The 17692-nt window shown below is 53.5% G+C and carries 21 protein-coding genes and 1 other annotated feature (1 of these 22 only partly in view); of the genes, 6 read left to right on the top strand and 15 right to left on the bottom strand.

Annotated features, from left to right (window positions below):
* Positions 1-23: 23 nt before the first annotated feature.
* From spoIIIAC to KXU80_RS00840, 4 genes are all read right to left on the bottom strand, one after another.
* The gene (spoIIIAC, locus tag KXU80_RS00855) at positions 24-227 is read right to left on the bottom strand and encodes a stage III sporulation protein AC (RefSeq protein WP_219836435.1); all 204 of its coding nucleotides are present in this window, start codon (positions 225-227) and stop codon (positions 24-26) included.
* A gap of 15 nt (positions 228-242) precedes the next feature.
* Positions 243-764 (bottom strand): stage III sporulation protein SpoIIIAB, encoded by a 522-nt coding sequence (gene spoIIIAB, locus KXU80_RS00850; RefSeq protein WP_308858150.1) that lies wholly within the window; start codon positions 762-764, stop codon positions 243-245.
* Entirely contained in the window at positions 754-1764 is a 1011-nt protein-coding gene (spoIIIAA, locus tag KXU80_RS00845) for a stage III sporulation protein AA (protein WP_219836433.1), read from the bottom strand. The genes spoIIIAB and spoIIIAA overlap by 11 nt, the downstream gene beginning before the upstream one ends.
* A gap of 118 nt (positions 1765-1882) precedes the next feature.
* Complete coding sequence (locus tag KXU80_RS00840) at positions 1883-2149, bottom strand: YqhV family protein (protein ID WP_219836432.1); 267 nt, start codon at positions 2147-2149, stop codon at positions 1883-1885.
* Positions 2150-2352: 203 nt separating this feature from the next.
* Here KXU80_RS00840 and KXU80_RS00835 point away from each other — a divergent pair, with 203 nt between their 5' ends.
* The 3 genes from KXU80_RS00835 (at position 2353) to KXU80_RS00825 (ending at position 4532) form a co-directional block, all read left to right on the top strand.
* On the top strand, positions 2353-3210 hold the full coding sequence (locus KXU80_RS00835; RefSeq protein ID WP_219836431.1) for a phosphosulfolactate synthase: 858 nt from the start codon (positions 2353-2355) through the stop codon (positions 3208-3210).
* Between the two features lie 54 nt (positions 3211-3264).
* Positions 3265-3975: a 2-phosphosulfolactate phosphatase gene (locus tag KXU80_RS00830; RefSeq protein WP_219836430.1), complete on the top strand. Its 711-nt coding sequence runs from the start codon at positions 3265-3267 to the stop codon at positions 3973-3975.
* Positions 3976-4067: 92 nt separating this feature from the next.
* Entirely contained in the window at positions 4068-4532 is a 465-nt protein-coding gene (locus tag KXU80_RS00825; protein ID WP_219836429.1) for a DUF441 domain-containing protein, read from the top strand.
* Between the two features lie 75 nt (positions 4533-4607).
* On the opposite strand, the gene KXU80_RS00820 is transcribed toward KXU80_RS00825, so the two are convergent.
* The 5 genes from KXU80_RS00820 to KXU80_RS00800 form a co-directional block, all read right to left on the bottom strand.
* Positions 4608-5861 (bottom strand): aspartate kinase, encoded by a 1254-nt coding sequence (locus KXU80_RS00820; protein WP_219836428.1) that lies wholly within the window; start codon positions 5859-5861, stop codon positions 4608-4610.
* Between the two features lie 163 nt (positions 5862-6024).
* Positions 6025-6582 carry an elongation factor P gene (efp, locus tag KXU80_RS00815; protein ID WP_219836427.1) on the bottom strand — a complete coding sequence of 186 codons (558 nt, stop codon included), beginning with the start codon at positions 6580-6582 and terminating at the stop codon, positions 6025-6027.
* 68 nt (positions 6583-6650) lie between these two features.
* Complete coding sequence (locus tag KXU80_RS00810; RefSeq protein ID WP_219836426.1) at positions 6651-7727, bottom strand: M24 family metallopeptidase; 1077 nt, start codon at positions 7725-7727, stop codon at positions 6651-6653.
* Between the two features lie 4 nt (positions 7728-7731).
* Positions 7732-8184 carry a type II 3-dehydroquinate dehydratase gene (aroQ, locus tag KXU80_RS00805; protein ID WP_219836425.1) on the bottom strand — a complete coding sequence of 151 codons (453 nt, stop codon included), beginning with the start codon at positions 8182-8184 and terminating at the stop codon, positions 7732-7734.
* Between the two features lie 84 nt (positions 8185-8268).
* Positions 8269-8796 carry a YqhR family membrane protein gene (locus tag KXU80_RS00800; protein ID WP_258171193.1) on the bottom strand — a complete coding sequence of 176 codons (528 nt, stop codon included), beginning with the start codon at positions 8794-8796 and terminating at the stop codon, positions 8269-8271.
* 249 nt (positions 8797-9045) lie between these two features.
* Here KXU80_RS00800 and KXU80_RS00795 point away from each other — a divergent pair, with 249 nt between their 5' ends.
* A complete protein-coding gene (locus tag KXU80_RS00795; protein ID WP_219838797.1) occupies positions 9046-9939 on the top strand; it encodes a DUF1385 domain-containing protein in 894 nt (297 codons plus the stop codon).
* A 44-nt stretch (positions 9940-9983) separates the two neighbouring features.
* A complete protein-coding gene (locus KXU80_RS00790; RefSeq protein WP_219836424.1) occupies positions 9984-10286 on the top strand; it encodes a hypothetical protein in 303 nt (100 codons plus the stop codon).
* A 79-nt stretch (positions 10287-10365) separates the two neighbouring features.
* Here KXU80_RS00790 and mntR read toward each other — a convergent pair whose 3' ends face one another.
* On the bottom strand, positions 10366-10788 hold the full coding sequence (gene mntR, locus KXU80_RS00785; protein WP_219836423.1) for a transcriptional regulator MntR: 423 nt from the start codon (positions 10786-10788) through the stop codon (positions 10366-10368).
* Between the two features lie 216 nt (positions 10789-11004).
* On the opposite strand from mntR, the gene splB reads away from it, so the two are divergent.
* A complete protein-coding gene (gene splB, locus KXU80_RS00780; RefSeq protein WP_219836422.1) occupies positions 11005-12075 on the top strand; it encodes a spore photoproduct lyase in 1071 nt (356 codons plus the stop codon).
* Here splB and KXU80_RS00775 read toward each other — a convergent pair.
* The 5 genes from KXU80_RS00775 to metG all read right to left on the bottom strand — a co-directional run bounded on the left by KXU80_RS00775 (position 12072) and on the right by metG (position 17504).
* The gene (locus tag KXU80_RS00775; RefSeq protein WP_219836421.1) at positions 12072-12785 is read right to left on the bottom strand and encodes a cytochrome c biogenesis CcdA family protein; all 714 of its coding nucleotides are present in this window, start codon (positions 12783-12785) and stop codon (positions 12072-12074) included. The two genes, splB and KXU80_RS00775, sit on opposite strands and share 4 nt — an antisense overlap.
* A gap of 16 nt (positions 12786-12801) precedes the next feature.
* Positions 12802-13608: a metal ABC transporter permease gene (locus KXU80_RS00770; RefSeq protein WP_219836420.1), complete on the bottom strand. Its 807-nt coding sequence runs from the start codon at positions 13606-13608 to the stop codon at positions 12802-12804.
* A 3-nt stretch (positions 13609-13611) separates the two neighbouring features.
* Complete coding sequence (locus KXU80_RS00765) at positions 13612-14409, bottom strand: metal ABC transporter ATP-binding protein (protein WP_219836419.1); 798 nt, start codon at positions 14407-14409, stop codon at positions 13612-13614.
* Between the two features lie 30 nt (positions 14410-14439).
* Positions 14440-15381 carry a metal ABC transporter substrate-binding protein gene (locus KXU80_RS00760; RefSeq protein WP_219836418.1) on the bottom strand — a complete coding sequence of 314 codons (942 nt, stop codon included), beginning with the start codon at positions 15379-15381 and terminating at the stop codon, positions 14440-14442.
* 122 nt (positions 15382-15503) lie between these two features.
* Complete coding sequence (metG, locus tag KXU80_RS00755) at positions 15504-17504, bottom strand: methionine--tRNA ligase (RefSeq protein ID WP_219836417.1); 2001 nt, start codon at positions 17502-17504, stop codon at positions 15504-15506.
* Between the two features lie 74 nt (positions 17505-17578).
* Positions 17579-17692, bottom strand: a binding site (T-box leader) (it continues 184 nt past the right edge of the window).

Below are 17692 nucleotides of genomic sequence, written 5' to 3'. Positions count from 1 at the left end.
GCGGCGAATCGCAGCCGTCGCCATCATTGAAACAAGAAGATCGTTTTGATTTCTTGAAACAAATCGTTCAAGAGCCGGACGACCATGAACAAGACGACGACAAACCCGATTAACGTTACCCAGTGCGCCATATCTTCTTTGCCCATTTGCTTCAAAACGGTATGAATCATGGCCGTAATAATGCCGATTCCGGCGATTTGAAAGATGGCGCTGACATCAATATTCATGCTTCCGGCACCCCGCTAAAGAATCAAAATGACGACCAGCGCAGCTGTGAGAACACCTAAGCTCCTCCACATCTTCACATACCGCACGCCATCATGCCGTGCCGCGTCTTCTTCCAAATGCAGCTGCTGCATCGCAAGCTTCAGATGTTTCATCTGGTCCTCGCGGTCGCTGATACCAAGATTCGTCCCCAGACGAACTAGCGCAGCCTGTTCCGGCTGCCGCATTGCCGTATGCGGCCAAATGCTTAGCACCGCGGCCTCCCAGCTCTCGCGGAAGGTAAGCTCCTTCAATTCGGAGAGCCGCCGGATGACTTCCTTCAGCAGCGATGAAGCCGGTTCGGGCATCGTTGCAGCACACCGGGCAATCGCTTCCGGAAGCGGCGTGTAGCCGTACCCGATTTCGGTTTCCAGCCGCTGAAGCGCGTGAATCAGCTGCCTGATTTGGTTCGGACGCGCGGCGTAACGCGAAGCTTGCAGCAGACCGATCATCGTGCCGGCAAACAGAATGAGGGCCGCGCCAATGAGTTTAACCAACACCTTCGCCTCCTATGACCGTTGTCGGTTCCCTTGCCGCCGGTGCCCGGAACGCCGATGCTGCCGGCAGAACGCGGCTGATGAAGCCGGACCCGCTGCGCTGGAGCTCCACGCACAAATGGAAGGCCCCTGCCTCCAGCAGACGGCCGAGCACAGGGCGGGCGCGGGCATCGGCGGCATCCTTGGCATGCGCGGTCGCGATTACCGCAACGCCGGCGTGGCTGGCATCCAGAATTGCCGCTGCATCCTCTTCGCGGCCGATCTCATCGACGATCATCACGTCCGGCGACATGGAACGAAGCATCATCATCATCCCTTCCGCTTTGGGACAGGCATCGAGCACATCGGTGCGCGGCCCTACATTGAACGTCGGGACACCCCGTACGCAAGCGGCGATCTCTGAACGCTCGTCTATAATGCCGACTTTGCGCCCAGGCCAATTCGCCGCTGCATTCATTCCCCAGGCGCCGCTGCTGACCGCCCTTGCCAGATCCCGCACAAGGGTTGTCTTCCCCTGCTGCGGCGGGGCGATTACGAGCGTAGAGTGAACAGATTTCCGCTTGGGGTCGAGCAGCTTCGGCAGCAGCCCCGACGCCGCACCGATGACCTCTCGTGCGATTCGAACATTGAACGCAGCAATATCTCGGATACCGCGGACATGGCCCCCTTCCAGCACCGTGCGGCCGGCCAGTCCGATGCGATGTCCGCCGGCGACCGTGATGTAGCCCCGGCGCAGCTCTTCCTCCATGGCATACAACGAGTGGTTCGAGATTCGTTCCAGCATTTTGCGGCAAACTTCCGAAGACGGCTTGTACGCTTCATCAGGATGCTCCAGCAGAATGCCGGACGGTGACAGAAACGAAAACCCATGCGCCGTGCTGATCTCCAGCGGGCGGCCTTCCCGGATGCGAATCTCCTCGAGGTCATCCTTTATTCGCTCCGGGACCCTGCTAAGCAAATCCGCCAGTTCGGACGGCAGCAAATGCAGCACTCGTTTAAGCATCCGGCAATCCCTCCCGCTTTCTTCGTTCGCCGTCATCTGCACGACAGCTTGCTAGATTGATAGGCATGTCCTTCTTTGTTTCCCATTGTATGCGGACAAGCGGCGCGTTATGCCCACTCTACTTCTTCAGCGCGCCTACCAAAATGCAGGCTACGCCTCCGACAATCCAGAGCATTTTGCCGTAAGATAATTTATCCGACAGCCCTGCAAGCCCGATAGTCGTCGTCGAAATCAGCACAAGCGGCCCAACCAGTGCCAGCGACGAGTTGACGATAATCGCCTTATCGATTTGATTGAGTCTCAGCATGAGAAGCGCGGCCATGATCTCGAGCGTGCCTGAGAACATACGCAGCGTCGCCATGCTAAGCACGATTTTGTTAAACATATCCCTCTCCCTCACTTTCCGTCATTTAATCACGCAGCAGGCTTCTATCGCTAGCGAAACGGCTCTATTACAGCCTATGCGGGCCTGTCTATCTTTCATTCTCACAATATGGGCATATGCCTGACACTTGTCGCACCGTCTTTGGGCACTCTGCATATATTGCTGTGGAAACGCGGAAACGAAAAGGAATGCGAGGAGATATCATGAGATCAATTTCTCAGGCAGCTTGGCCTGCCGTATTGCAAGACCCGAGCGGACAGCGCGACCAAACGAGCTATTCGTCTGACGGACGCAAGGGGCACGGAACAGCCGTACGCGGGCAGACCATGGTCATTGATAAAGGGCTCGGACGCAACGCCTTCTCCGACCTGTTGGAAACCGCAGCAGGCTATATGGACTGTATTAAATTCGGCTTCGGAACCGCCCCTCTCTATCCGACAGACCTGCTGCTGGCCAAAATCGAGCTGGCTAAACGATGCGGGCTGACCGTCATGCCTGGAGGTACGCTCCTCGAAACGGCCGTTCAGCAAAATGTGATCCCTGCTTTTTTCCGCACGGTTTGCCGCATGGGCTTTAACGGCATCGAGGTATCGGACGGCACGATTGAGCTGAGTCGCAAGCTCCGCACCGAGCTCATTCAAGAGGGCATCCGAAACGGGCTGCATGTCGTCACGGAATACGGCAAGAAGCTGACGGGATCGCTTGTCGATGCCAAGGAGCTGCTGCAGACTGCTGAAGAAGACTGGAAAGCCGGCGCCGCGATGGTCACGATTGAGGCCAGAGAATCCGGCGTCGGCGTCGGACTGTTCGACCAGAACGGCGAATGCGCGCATAGCGTGCTCGAAGCGGTGAGCCATACGCTTGGCGATATCAGCCGGATCATGTGGGAGACGCCGCTCAAGCAGCAACAGGTGCTGATGCTTCAAACCTTCGGGGCCGAAGCGAACCTCGGTAATATACAACCCTCGGAGGTGCTGTCGCTTGAAACAATGCGGCGGGGGCTGCGTTCGGATACCTTCCATTTCGGCGAAAGAATCGAACCGTTCGTTTATATGATTTGATTTGAATTCATAGATCCTTAGAAATCAGGTATTAAGGAAGGAAGCGTTAGAGGTATGCAAATCGAAGTGATTTCCAACGTAAATGAGGCACAAGCCGACCGGTTCGCTCATCGAACCGTTATCGCAATCGATGTGCTTCGCGCCACGAGCACAATTGTCGCTGCGTTGGAAGCCGGAGCCTCCGGGATTTACCCTGTCGAAACCGTGCTGGAGGCAAGAGCGATGCAGTGCAGCGGCCATTTGCTGGCCGGCGAACGGTTTTGCCGGAAGATCCCCGGATTCGATCTGGGCAATTCGCCTGAAGAGTTCACGAATGACCTCGTGCGCGGACGCCGCGTCGTCCTTACGACGACGAATGGGACCCGGGCGCTGCATAAAGCGATGCGCGCGGATTACGTACTGGCCGGATCGCTTACCAATGCCGCCGCGTGCGCCCAGGCCGCAGCCCAGCTGCGCCGCGACCTCGTTCTGCTCTGCGCGGGCAGCCACAATGAATTCGCGCTGGAGGACGGCCTCTGCGCCGGCATGATTATCCACGAGCTTCAGGCAATCAGCGCATCCGGGAGCGAGATGAACGACCTCGGCACTGCCATGCTGGGACTGTACAAGAACAGCAGCAGCCGCTTGCATGAGCTGCTGCTTGCCAGCACGACTGGACGGAAGCTGGTCAAGAACGGCAGCGGACGAGATGTCGAGTACTGCAGCCAGGTTAACATCAGCCGAGTCGTCCCTCGGATTCAAGGAGATATGCTCGTCGAGAAGTGACATAACGGGAAGGCTTGTTCCATACAATGGAGTATGGACGCTCCGGCAATCAATGTGGAGGCGGTGACAACGTTTTGAAGGAGTCAACAAGCATGAACGGCGAAGTTATTCTAGTCATTCTGATCATTATCGGTCTCATCGGCCGTTCGCCGATTATTTCCACGGCGGCCTGCGTGCTGTTGATCGTAAAGCTGGTGCATTTGGAGCGTTTCTTGCCCTCTATCGAGCGCAGAGGACTTGAGCTTGGGCTGCTCTTCCTGACATTCAGCGTGCTCGTCCCGTTTGCGTCAGAGCGTATCGGCTCCAAGGATATGATCGGCGTCGTCACTTCATGGCCGGGTATTCTAGCCTTGAGCGGTGGAGCGATCGCCACTTACGTCAACGGCAAAGGGCTCGAAATGCTGAAGTTCGATCCTCAGCTCATCGTCGGCCTTGTCTTAGGCTCAATCATCGGCATCGTGTTTCTACGCGGCATTCCCGTAGGGCCTTTAATGGCAGCAGGCATTACCGCAATTCTGCTGAAGCTGTTTACCTTTATCGGCAATCGGTTTCTCTGACGACGCCGCAACTAACAAAGAGGACAGCCGCGCTTATGCGCCGCTGTCCTTCTTTGTTGATCCTTTTGTTGAAAATTAACGGCGGTCCTGCGGTCCGCCTACAAACGCTTGCTCTGCGGTATCCAGACCGTATGCGGAATGCAGAGCGAGAACGACCTCCTGCGCCCGTTCAGCCGTAATGACGACCGACAAGCGAATCTCGGACGTCGTGACCATGATCAGGTTAATGCCGAGATCATAGATCGCAGCGAACATTTTGGCAGCTACGCCAGGGTTGCTGACCATACCCGCGCCGACGATAGAAACCTTCACGAGGTTCTGTTCCGATGTCAATTCACGGTAAGGCACTTCGCCGCGAATGCTCTCTACGACGGAGATGGCTTTATCTCTATCATTCGAAGATACGGTGAAGGCGAAGTCCGCTTTGCCTTCCTGCGTGCCGCTCTGTACGATAATATCCACGTCGATGCCGCTCGAAGCAAGCGCGCCGAACACTTTGGCCAAGACGCCTGGTACATCACCTACACCCAAAATGCTGATACGTGCTACGTTTTTGTCGTATGCGATGCCGCGAACGACCATCCCTTGTTCCATGACCGCTTCCTCCTTCACACTCGTGCCTTCGTTTTGCGTAAAGCTGGACCGTACGACAAGCTTCACGTTGTAGTTCTTTGCATATTCGACCGCACGCGGATGAAGCACCGCTGCCCCAAGATTAGCCAGCTCCAGCATCTCGTCGTACGAGATTTCATCCAGCTTGCGCGCGCATTTCACAACGCGCGGATCGGTCGAGTAAACGCCGTCTACGTCCGTATAAATTTCACACACATCCGCTTTGATCGCGGCTGCCAGCGCTACGGCCGTCGTATCCGAGCCGCCGCGGCCGAGTGTTGTAATTTCCCCTTGAACTGTCGCGCCTTGAAAGCCCGCAACGATGACGGCATGCCCGCTTTCCACCGCTTCATGAATCCGATCCGGGCGGATATCTGTAATGCGTGCCTTGCCGTGAACCGCTTCCGTCTCTATGCCGGCCTGCCAGCCCGTAAACGACTTGGACTTATGGCCAATCGCGTCAATCGCCATCGCCAGCAGCGCTACTGATATTTGCTCGCCTACAGCAAGCAGCATATCCATCTCGCGAACCGGCGGCTTCTCATTCAGCTGCTTCGATTGGTCGATCAAATCATCTGTTGTATCCCCCATTGCCGAAACAACGACGACGACCCCATGGCCGGCTTCCTTATAATCGGCAATCCGCCTTGCAACCCGCTGCATCCGCTCCGTCGAGCCTACGGAGCTGCCGCCGAACTTCATCACTATCAACGACACCGCTGATCCACTCTCCCAACGAAAGTTCTAATATATGTCTAAGGATATTTTGTTTCACTAAAGTAAGATTATAACATAGGTACTCGGTTTTGAATACGACAAAAACCGCGCGGCACTAGGTGCCGCGCGGTTTTATGAAGAAATCGGGCTTGTCTGGGATTGACTAAGCGCGGGAGATATATTTGCCTTCGCGCGTGTCAATCAAGAGAACGTCGCCTTCGTTAATGAACAGCGGCACTTGAACCGTAAGACCTGTTTCAACCGTAGCGTTCTTCGTTGCGCCTTGCGCCGTGTTGCCTTTAACGCCCGGCTCCGTTTCCGTTACTTTCAGTTCAACGCTGTTCGGCAGCAGAATACCGATGATTTCGGTATTGTAGCTGGAGATGTTAACCGTCATGTTTTCTTTCAGAAAGTTAACTTCCCACTCGAGCTGCTGCTTGTCGAGCGTGAATTGATCGTAGGTTTCATTATCCATGAAGGAATATTCCGTTCCGGAATTGTACAGGTATTGCACAGCGCGTGTTTCAATGTTCGCGCGGCCAAGGTTCTCGCCGGCACGGAACGTTCTTTCAACCGTATTGCCGTTTCTAATGTTTTTGAGCTTGGAGCGTACGAATGCCGCGCCTTTACCCGGTTTAACGTGCTGGAAGTCGATAACGGTGAAAATATCGCCGTCTACTTCTATAGTTACGCCTGTCTTAAAATCATTTACTGAAATCACTGCAGATTCCTCCTAAATTTTTTTGCCCTGCGGTCTTACGCGCAAGACAGAAGCTATAATAGTTTAACTCATTCCAAAATAAATAAGGTCTTCGGAGATGAGGTTAACAACGAATTTCCGCTGGCCGTGATGACGATGTCGTCCTCAATGCGAACACCGCCGAAGCCCGGAATATAGATCCCCGGCTCAACAGTGACGGTCATGCCCGGTTCCAATACGGTCGTGCCTGTTACGGACAAACGAGGTGCTTCATGGATCTCCATCCCAAGGCCGTGCCCAGTGCCATGCCCGAAGCGGTCGCCATACCCGTGACGGGTAATGATGTCGCGCGCAATCGCGTCGGCTTCCTTGCCTGTCATGCCCGGTTTAATCGCTGCAATCGCCGCCAATTGGGCTTCGAGTACGATCTCGTAGATTTCGCGATGCCGATCTGTCGGTTGGCCTACAACGATCGTACGGGTTAGATCCGAACAATAACCATTATAGTACGCGCCGAAATCAAGTTTCACGTATTCATTATTGCCAATGACGCGCTCGCTTGCAACGCCGTGCGGCAGTGCGGAGCGTTCGCCCGAAGCGACGATGGTGTCGAACGACGAGGAGGCAGCGCCTTTGCTGCGCATGAAAATTTCCATCTCAAGCGCAACCTCGCGTTCGCGAAGGCCCGGCTTGATAAAGCCAAGCATATGCTGGAACGTATCGTCCGCAAGCTTGCACGCATCGCGCATAATAGCCAGTTCAGCTTCGTCCTTGAACATACGAAGCCCTTCAATAACGCTGGAAACCGGCACCAATTGAATGCCATCCCCCAGTGCCGCAGTCCACGCGGTATACTCACTGAACACGACCTGTTCCTGTTCGAAAGCGAGCTTCTTCACACCTGCCGAAGCCGCAAGCTCTTTAACCGTATCAATCCATCTAGCAGCATGCTCCACAACGGTAAAATCGACAGCCTGCTGAGGCGCCTGCGTCATATAACGGAAGTCCGTGAGCAGCCAGCTGTCGCTTTGCGTCACGAGGAGGACGCCGGAAGAGCCGGTAAAGCCGCTTATGTATCTGCGGTTGACGGCATGGGTTACAAGGATGGCGTCTACGCCAAGCTCTTGCAATTTCTCGCGTAAACCAGCAATTCGTTTGGTTGTCATGGAATCACCCTTTTTCTGTTTGTTGCTTCATGTGCTGAACGAGAGCGTTCAAGCCGAGCACATAGCTCTGCGCACCGAAACCTGCGATCTGACCAACTGCAACTGGGGCGATCACGGAAACGTGGCGGAACGCTTCCCGCTTATGAATGTTGGAGATGTGAACTTCAACGACCGGCAGTCCCACGCTGCTGAATGCATCGCGCAGCGCAATGCTGTAATGCGTAAAAGCACCCGGATTAATAACAATTCCATCCACCGTTCCGTAAGCTTCGTGAATGCGGTCGATAAGCGCACCCTCATGGTTGGATTGGAAGAAGGCAACTTGAACGCCGAGCGAGGCTGCCGTATCTGCAACCAGCTCCTCAATAGCTTTAAGCGTCATCGAGCCGTATACACCAGGCTCGCGTACGCCGAGCAGGTTGAGATTAGGTCCGTTTAATACAAGAATCGAAGTCATTGGAGAGTCCTCCCGGCGCATAGATCAATAGCCATTCTACCACAAAGACCCATGCTTTGAGAAGTGCCGGGGGGCCGGCGGCCGTTAATGAGCTCCCATCGGTTCACGCGACACTTCGTCTGTATATTCGAATGCGATCGTATAACCAATGAACAGCCCCCAAATGACGTACAGGCAGCACTCCGTGCTAATCGTATCATAGCCGATTTGATTGAACGGCTGGAACAAGCCGAGGGACGGCCCCGTCATCACGAAGAGCACCAGCCACCAGAACAGCCCGTACAGCACACCTGGCCATGGTCCGGAGAATCGCCCCAAAACCAGCTTGTAGAGAAAAGTCGCGATAATCGAGAAAACGATAAACGCGGCTATTCCAATTGTATGGCCCCAGGCTGTTTTTAAGAAAGCCTGCCTAAAAAAAGGATCCGCCAAGAAGCCCGGAATGACTTTTGTAAAATGGATCATGTACAGCAGCCAGCGGCCCACACCCCAAATCAATCCTGCAAAAAAACCAAGCCGCAGGCAGTACGCAACGGCATTCGTTCTTACTGAGCCGTCATACTCCGTTCGGCTTTTCTGCTTATGTTTGTGCTCTATACGCATGGCACGCATTGCGATTCCTCCATTTCTGGATGCTTATCCATTTGTTGTCCGCATTAGTATGTGCAAAGGGTTGCCGCATAAAACAGCTCCTGCTGCTCAGGGAAAGGATGCCTCTCGCATTGTGTTTGAGAATCAAGTAAAATAAGAGAGAACAATCAGATTGGCATATAACTTACGAATAACTAAAAGGATGGTGATTCGCCCTTGTCGCAAAGCACACAAAATATCTATGGCGGACAAGCCGTCATAGAGGGAGTCATGTTTGCAGGCAGAAATGCAAACGTTACGGCGGTTCGCCGCAAAAATAATGAAATCATGTTCTATGAGGTCCCGCGCAAAACGGTGCCGTGGATCCAAAAGCTCAAAAAAATCCCGCTCGTCCGCGGTGTAGTGGCCATACTTGAATCCAGCGCGAAAGGTTCGCAGCATTTGAACTTCTCGATGGAATCGTATGCCGAAGACGAGCTCGAGGATAAGAAGGATGACGGCTCGGCTGTCAAATCCGAAGAGAAAAAAGGCTGGAGCCTCAGCATGATTGTAGGCGTAGCCGTTGCAGGTATCTTATCCTTTGTAGCCGGTAAATTAGTTTTTACGCTTGTTCCTGCTTTAATTGAACAATTGCTCTTCGAACATGCCTTCTCGAATATAATAGTACACAACCTGATTGAAGGCTTTATTAAGATCCTGTTCCTGCTCGCGTACTTATACATCATCTCGCTTACGCCGCTAATCAAACGTCTGTTCCAGTATCACGGCGCCGAGCATAAAGTAATAAGCGCTTACGAAGCGGGAGCGGAGCTGACCGTCTCCAATGTTCAACGCTTCACTCGGCTTCATTATCGCTGCGGAAGCAGCTTTATCGTTTTCTCCGTTCTCGTCGGCGTCGTGGTATATTCGTTCTTTCACTGGGATTCCCTCTGGGAAAGAATCTACCTGCGCGTGCTGCTTCTACCGGTCGTGCTGGGTGCCTCTTATGAAGCGCTTCGCTTCACCAACGCGCTTCGCGATCTGCCGGTGCTGCGCTTCCTCGGCTATCCGGGCTTGTGGCTGCAGAAGCTCACGACGAAAGAACCGACGGACGAACAAGTTGCGGTATCCATTGCATCTTTCAATCGGATGCTCGAGCTTGACCGTCAAAATGCGAATGCGTAAGTTGTAAACCGTCTACCAATGTATGGGAAGGAAGGGTGAGTATCATGCCTCGTCGAATGAGTCTCTTATCCATTATCATCCTTGTGCTTGTCGTCATCGGACTTGTTTCACAAACGATCAGCAATCCCTATCAGCTCCTTATTCCAGTCGGCGTCTTCGCCGTCATCTATCTGCTTTATAAATTCCCTCCAGGTAATGCGGTCAAGGCAAAACCCAAACCGAAGTACAAAGCAGGCGCGCGCAAGGATCAGCAGCAGGCAAGCAGCCGAAACAAAACGCGCAAAAACATGCCGTTCCGCGTCATTGAAGGCGGCAAGGACGACGATAATCTTCCGAAATATCATTAAGGCATTAAGCCCTAGTATTAAAAAAGGGACATTTCCAAGGTCATGTGCAGCATGACGGCTTGGAAATGTCCCTTTCTCGTTATTCGTTGTTAAGCTCGGAGTGAATCGACTTAAAGGCCTCCAGCCTCGCCGGCTCCCTCCGGAAAAACTCTACCAGCGTCTCGATGCACGTTATGGAATCCCAGCTCAGATGATGCTCGATGCCTTCGACATCTCTGTAGATGTTCTCTTCTTGAACGCCGATTACGGTCAAGAAGGATTCCAGCAGGTGATGGCGCTCCATCAGCCTCTTGCCCATTTTCTTGCCTTTATTGGTCAGTACAAGACCGCGGTATTTTTCATAGATCAAATATTGATCTTTATCCAGCTTCTGAATCATTTTCGTAACCGAGGATGGATGAACCTCTAGACCCTCTGCAATATCGGAGACGCGGGCATAGCCCTTCTCGTCAATTAATTTATAAATGCGTTCTAAATAATCCTCCATACTTGGAGTCGGCATCGTACTACCTCCATTCACCATCATCCCACACGTACGGATTCGTTTTGCATGCTGCTCTGCCGCAGCCTGTTTCCGTTCCCTCGCTTCACTCTTAGTATCATACACTGCCTGACCAGCGTGCCGCAACCTGTCGCACTTAACTTTCCATGTTTGCGGTTTCGGCGATTTCCCCACACTAACCGTAAATTTGCAGCAGCTGAGGAGGCTGACCGATTTATGGCCGCAACGACACTTGAGCAGTCTAAACCAAAGAAGAATGTGCATGATTCGTTTATCCCGGAGCTGGTATATTTTGAACCTGCCGCGCTGGATTATCCCAAGGGGCAGCGCATCCTGGAATGGGTTAAGTCGTTGAACATTCCGTACCAGATGACGACCTCGCACAACCGGATTACGAACCTGCCGGGCGAAACCGAGCTGGAGCAGTACAAGATCGCCAAACGAACGCTCGTCGTCGGCATTCGCAAAACCTTGAAGTTCGACACGTCAAAGCCCTCCGCCGAATACGCCATCCCCATCGCTACCGGCTGCATGGGCCATTGCCATTATTGTTATTTGCAAACGACGCTTGGAGCCAAACCCTACATCCGCATTTATGTTAATATGGACGACATTCTGGATGCCGCCAAAGGTTACATTGCCGAACGCGCTCCCGAAATCACCCGTTTCGAAGCGGCTTGCACGTCCGATCCCGTCGGCCTTGAACCGATCTCGGGCAGTCTAAAGGAGCTCATTACGTTCATGGCAGACCAAGAACACGGCCGACTCCGCTTCGTTACGAAGTTTCATTATGTCGATTCACTGCTCGATCTTAAACATAACGGCCACACCCGAATTCGCTTTAGCGTGAATGCCAAATATGTCATCAAACATTTCGAGCCCTCCACCTCCCGCTTCGAGGAACGAATCGAAGCTGCGGCGAAGGTCGCAAGGGCCGGTTATCCGATGGGCTTCATCATTGCCCCTATCATCTGGCATGAAGGCTGGCAGGAGGGCTACGCGGAGCTGCTTTCATCGCTTGCCGCAGCGCTGCCGAAGGATGCATCTTCCAATCTCACGTTCGAGCTGATCCAGCACCGCTTCACGAAGACAGCCAAGAACGTTATCGAGAAACGATATCCGCGCACGAAGCTCGAGATGGATATCGAGAAGCGCAAATACAAATGGGGCCGCTGGGGTCAGGGCAAATACGTCTATCCCGATGAACAAGCAGAAGCGCTCCGCATGTTTATCTCGGAGCGCATCTTTGAACATTTTGAGGATGCGAAGATTGAATATTTCACTTAGAATTTCATAAATTCAGGCGTGATGGAATTCAGCCAAATCGTAATCTTGGTCATCTGATCGGAGAAGAGCAGGATTCCCATAAGGAGCATGACGGCCCCGCCGATCTTCATCATAATGCTGGAGTAACGAACGATCCAGCGCGTAGAGCCGATGAAGAACGCAAGAACGAAGAACGGAATAGCAAATCCGAGCGCATAAGCGGTCGTCAGCTCAAACCATGTGCCGGGTTCCGATGCCGCCATCAGCAAAATGCTGGCGAGTATGGGACCTGTGCACGGCGACCAGCCTGCGGAGAAGCCAATGCCGAAGATAAAGGATGCCAAGTAGCCGGATTTCTTCATCCGCAGCGGCATTTTCATTTCCTTCAATAGCACCCGCGGTTGAATCAATCCCATAAGTATGAGTCCCATTAGAATAATAAGCACCGCCGACAGCTGGCGGATTAGACCTTGGTATTGCGAGAACAGCTCCGCGAACGCATTCGTTCCGTATCCAAGGGTATAGTAAACGACCGAGAACCCAAGAATAAAAAACAATGTATGGCTCATAGTCCGCATCCGGACTTCGCGGCCGGGATGCTCGCTCTTCAAATCGCTTACGGATACACCGGTTATGTAAGATAAATAAGACGGATACAGAGGAAGGCAGCAGGGGGAAATGAAGGATGCGATACCGGCCCCGAATGCCGCCCAAACCGTAACGTCGGACATAAGATCCCCTCCTCTTCTAGCCTGTGCTGAACTTTCTTCTAAAGGAGAGCAGCAGAAGCAAAATGACGATCAGAAGCATGACGATCGTGCCCCCCGGCGCCAAATTCCATACGCCGGCAACAATCAGGCCAATGACAACCGCAAGCTCTGCAATAATAACGACGGTAACGACCGATTGGCGGAAGCTCCTGGCGATGACAAGGCTGCAGGCAGCCGGAATCGTCAGCAGCGCGGAGACAAGCAGTGCCCCGACGATCTTGATAGAAACGCTGATAACAAGCGCCGTAAGAATGCTGATCATGAAATTAAAATAGCGTGTTGGCAGGCCGCTGACCGCAGCCGCATCTTCGTCGAACGTAAGCAGAAATAATTCCTTCGCATGTAAGCCGACTGCGAGCAGAACAACAGCCGTTACGATGCCGATGAGCAGCAAGTCGATGTCGTCGAGCGTATAAATACTGCCGAATAAATACTCGCTGACGTTCACGTTAAAGCCCTTCCCCATCGAGAACAACAGCGATGCCAGCGCAACACCGCCAGACATTATGATCGCAATGGACAGCTCCGCGTAGGTCTTGTATGCTTTGCGCAGCTTCTCGATGGCAAAGGTCGCCGCAATGGCGAACACCAGCCCCACAGCGACCGGATAAACCCCGATCAAGAAGCCGAGTGCCACGCCTGCGATCGAGACGTGAGATAACGTATCACCGATCATCGAAAGCCGCCGAAGCACGAGAAACAGCCCCATGAGCGGTGCCGTAATGCCGATAAGAACGCCGCCGATGAGCGCCCTCTGAAAAAATTCACTCGTTAGGATATCCAACCGTTATACGCCTACTTTCCCTCTCTCCATGGAATGACGCAGCTCGCGAAGACTATGCGTCAAATTCGTTTCCACACAATCCTCCAGATCATGGGAATGCTTGACATAAAGCTTTATTTTGCCAAAGGTCTGCTGCGGTTCCTGGCCCAAGTACGATCGAATCATGTCCATATCATGCGACACCATAAGAAACGTGATGTTGTGATGCTGATGCATATGGCGGATCAGATGGAAGAATCCTTCCTGCGTCTCGGCATCGATCCCGACCGTCGGCTCATCCAAAATCAGCAGCGCCGGATTATTAATGAGCGCACGCGCTAGAAAGGCCCGCTGCTGCTGGCCGCCGGAGAGCTGCCCGATCCGCTTGTCGGCTAAATCTTCAATTTTCATCGCGTGCAGCGCTTCCTCGCATTTCTGGGCATCCCCTTTGGAGACGCGTTTGAACAGCTTGCTGCGGTTGTACAGCCCGGATAGCACAACTTCGCGTACAGTCGCCGGGAACAACGGGTTAAAGGAATTTTTCTGCGGCACATACCCGATGCGGTCCCAGTCGCGGAATTGCTGAATCGGTTCGCCGAATAGCTTGATCGAACCGCTCGTCGGCTTCAGCAAGCCTACGATCATGCGCATCAGCGTCGTCTTGCCGGCGCCGTTCGAACCGATGACACCGACGAAATCCCGTTCGTGTACGGTGAAATGAACATGATCGATGACGGGCTTCTGCTCGTAAGCGAACGAAATGTCATCCAGCTCGATAATAGGCCGGTGGCACATAAATCCGGATTGCTGCTTGCTGGTCATAGTTATCACTCCTGAACTTGCACGTGCTTTCTATTGTAAAGCCTTCACTAGATTTTGCAAATTGACCCGCATCAGCGTGAAGTAGTCTTCCCCTTTGGCAGCCTGCTGCGGCGTCAATCCTTCCATTGGATTGAGCACCATCGTTGTCACGTGCGCTTCTCTAGCCAAGGTTTTTGCCATTTCATCCGAGACCAGCTCTTCAAAAAAGATCGTTTTGATGCCGTTATCCTTCACGAACTTAGCAATCCGCAGCAAATCCTGCGCTTTCGGCTCGGCATCCGGCGACAACCCCATTATAGCCACTTGCTTCAAGCCATAATCACGCGCCAAGTAAGCAAAGGCTTGGTGGGATGTGACAATATCCTTATGCGGAGCGGCGGTGAGCGCTTGCTCGTAATCCTTATCCAGCTCCGCCAGCTTCCCATGAAGAACCGCGTAATTCGTATCATACTGGGCTTTGTGCGCGGGATCTGCTTGATCGAAATTCCGCAGCACGGTGTCCGCCATAATGAGCATCGACTTCGGACTGACCCAGGTATGCGGATCGACGTGCTTGCTGCTTACGGCCTCTTCTTCTTCAGGATTGCCGGAAATCTTCGCAATGCCTTCGCTCGCTTCAACCGTCACGAGCTTCGAGCTGCTTGGCAGCCCTTCGAGAAAATCGCCGACCCAGCCTTCGAGTCCCGCGCCGTTATAGAGAAAAAGCTCTGCCTTGGAGGCTGTTTCCAAATCACGGCTCTTCGGACTCCAGTCATGCGGCTCAACGCCAGCAGGAATCATATTAATCACATTGGCAACACTGCCGCCGATTTGCTGCGCGATAAAGTAGAGCGGATAAAAGCTGGTCACGACATTCATTTTGCCTTCGACCAGCTTGCCTTGGTTCGAAGATCCGCAGCCGGAAAGCATGACTGCCGCTAGCAGAAGCACGGCTGCCGGAACTGCAAAACGCCTCGTGTTATTTCTGAACATGATTGCACCTCAATCTCCCGACCATAATCGTAAACATTACTATTACGATTATATAGAGGCGCCTATGACCTGTCAACAAGCAACCGCCGGAGCAGGATGCTCCGGCGGTTAAAGGTTTAATCTTATTTCACAATTGCGCCATTCGGCATACCATCAGGCACTGCAGCAAGTGTCAATTGATCACCGTGCGATGCAGCGAGAATCATGCCTTGCGACATTTCGCCGCGGAGCTTCACGGGCTTCAAATTCACGACACAGATTACTTTGTGTCCAACAAGCTGCTCCGGTGTGTAGAACTTCGCGATACCAGAGACGACCTGACGCTTCTCGAAGCCAAGATCAAGCTGCAGCTTCAGCAGCTTATCCGCTTTCGGGATTGGTTCCGCCGCAAGTACCTGCGCAACGCGAAGCTCCACTTTGGCGAAATCGTCGATGCCGATTTCTTCTTTGCCGTCCGGCGTTGCAGCGGGCTCGGCAACGGCAGTCGACGATTCGGCTGGAGCAGCCGCAGCCGGCTCTGCCTCTGCCGGTGACGTTCCGCCCCCCATGGATACCGCGATATACGCCGTCTCTTCCGCAACGTCAAGACGAGGGAAGATTGGATCGCCCTTGGCAACTCGCGTGCCGCCAGGCAGACGGCCGAACTGCTTCGTGCTGTCCCACGCCGTCAGCCCGCCTTCCTCGATTCCCAGCTGCGCACGGATTTTGAGCGGCGCATTGGTCAGGAAAGGCTGCAGCAGAATGGAAATGATCCGAAGCGATTCCGCCAAATGGTGCATGACGGAAGCCAGCTCGCCGCGCTTCTCTTCGCTTTTCGCCAGCGTCCACGGCTGCGTCTCATCGATATATTTATTCGTTCTGCTGACAAGCTGCCAGATCGCCGTCAGCGCCACCGAGAACTCCATTCGCTCCATCGCTGCTTCGACCTGTTCGGCCGTGCCGACCGCAAGGGTCGAAAGCGTCTTGTCGAATGCGGTCACTTCGCCGTCGTATGCCGGCACGTCGCCCGTAAAATATTTGTCGATCATGGCAACCGTACGGTTAAGCAAATTGCCGAGATCGTTGGCGAGATCGAAATTGATACGCTCCACGAAGTTCTCCGGCGTGAAGGTGCCGTCAGCGCCAAACGGTACTTCGCGCAGCAGATAGTAACGAAGCGAATCCAAGCCGTAGCGATCGATCAGGGTTACAGGATCCACGACATTGCCTTTGGACTTCGACATTTTGCCGTCCTTCATCAAGAGCCAGCCGTGCGCGAACACTTTCTTCGGCAGCGGCAGTCCAAGCGCCATCAGCATGATCGGCCAATAGATCGTATGGAAACGTACGATTTCCTTGCCCACGAGATGAACGTCCGCCGGCCAGAATTGATCGTAGCGGCTGCTGTCCAAGGAACCGTAGCCAAGCGCAGTAATATAATTGGACAGCGCGTCGATCCAGACATAGACCACATGCTTCGGATCGCCCTTGACCTTGATGCCCCAGTCGAACGTCGTACGGGACACGGCCAAATCTTCCAGACCCGGCTTAATAAAATTGTTGATCATCTCGTTCTTACGGGATTCCGGCTGAATAAATTCCGGGTTCTCCTCGTAGAATTGCAGCAGCCGATCCGCATACTTGCTCATCCGGAAGAAGTAGCTCTCTTCCTTCACCAGCTCAACGGGGCGTCCGCAGTCCGGACAATTGCCGTTAACGAGCTGACGCTCCAGGAAGAACGATTCGCAAGGCGTGCAATACAAGCCTTCATAATTGCCTTTATAGATGTCGCCCTGCTGCAGCAGCTGGTCGAAGATGGCCTCGACGACGGATTTGTGACGTTCTTCTGTCGTCCGAATGAAGTCATCGTTCGAGATATCGAGCTTCTTCCACAGGTCCTTGATCGACACGACGATATCGTCGACGAACTGCTGCGGCGTCTTGCCCTTCTCCTGCGCCTTGCGCTCGATCTTCTGGCCGTGCTCGTCCGTGCCGGTCAAATACCAGACATCGTATCCGCGAAGCCGCTTATAGCGCGCCATGGCGTCTCCCGCAACGGTCGTGTAGGCATGGCCGATATGCAGCTTGTCGCTTGGATAGTAGATCGGCGTCGTAATGTAAAAGGAGGGTTTCGTTTGACTCATCGTGAACACTTCGCTTTCCTATAGGATGGTTTCGCGCAACAAACGGCTTAGCATACAAAAAAAGCCCTCATCCTCTATGGGACGAAAGCTTGTCGCTTACGCGGTACCACCCAAATTCCTCTCTCCCGTCCCGCACCTGCAGAAACTACTGCCAAGCCGATATGAAGAAAGCTTCATTAGACTCATCC

This window comes from Paenibacillus sp. R14(2021) (assembly GCF_019431355.1).
In the GTDB taxonomy this organism is placed as follows: domain Bacteria; phylum Bacillota; class Bacilli; order Paenibacillales; family Paenibacillaceae; genus Paenibacillus_Z.
The sequence above is the reverse complement of the archived record's forward strand: the minus strand, read 5'-3'. Positions and strand labels throughout refer to the sequence as shown.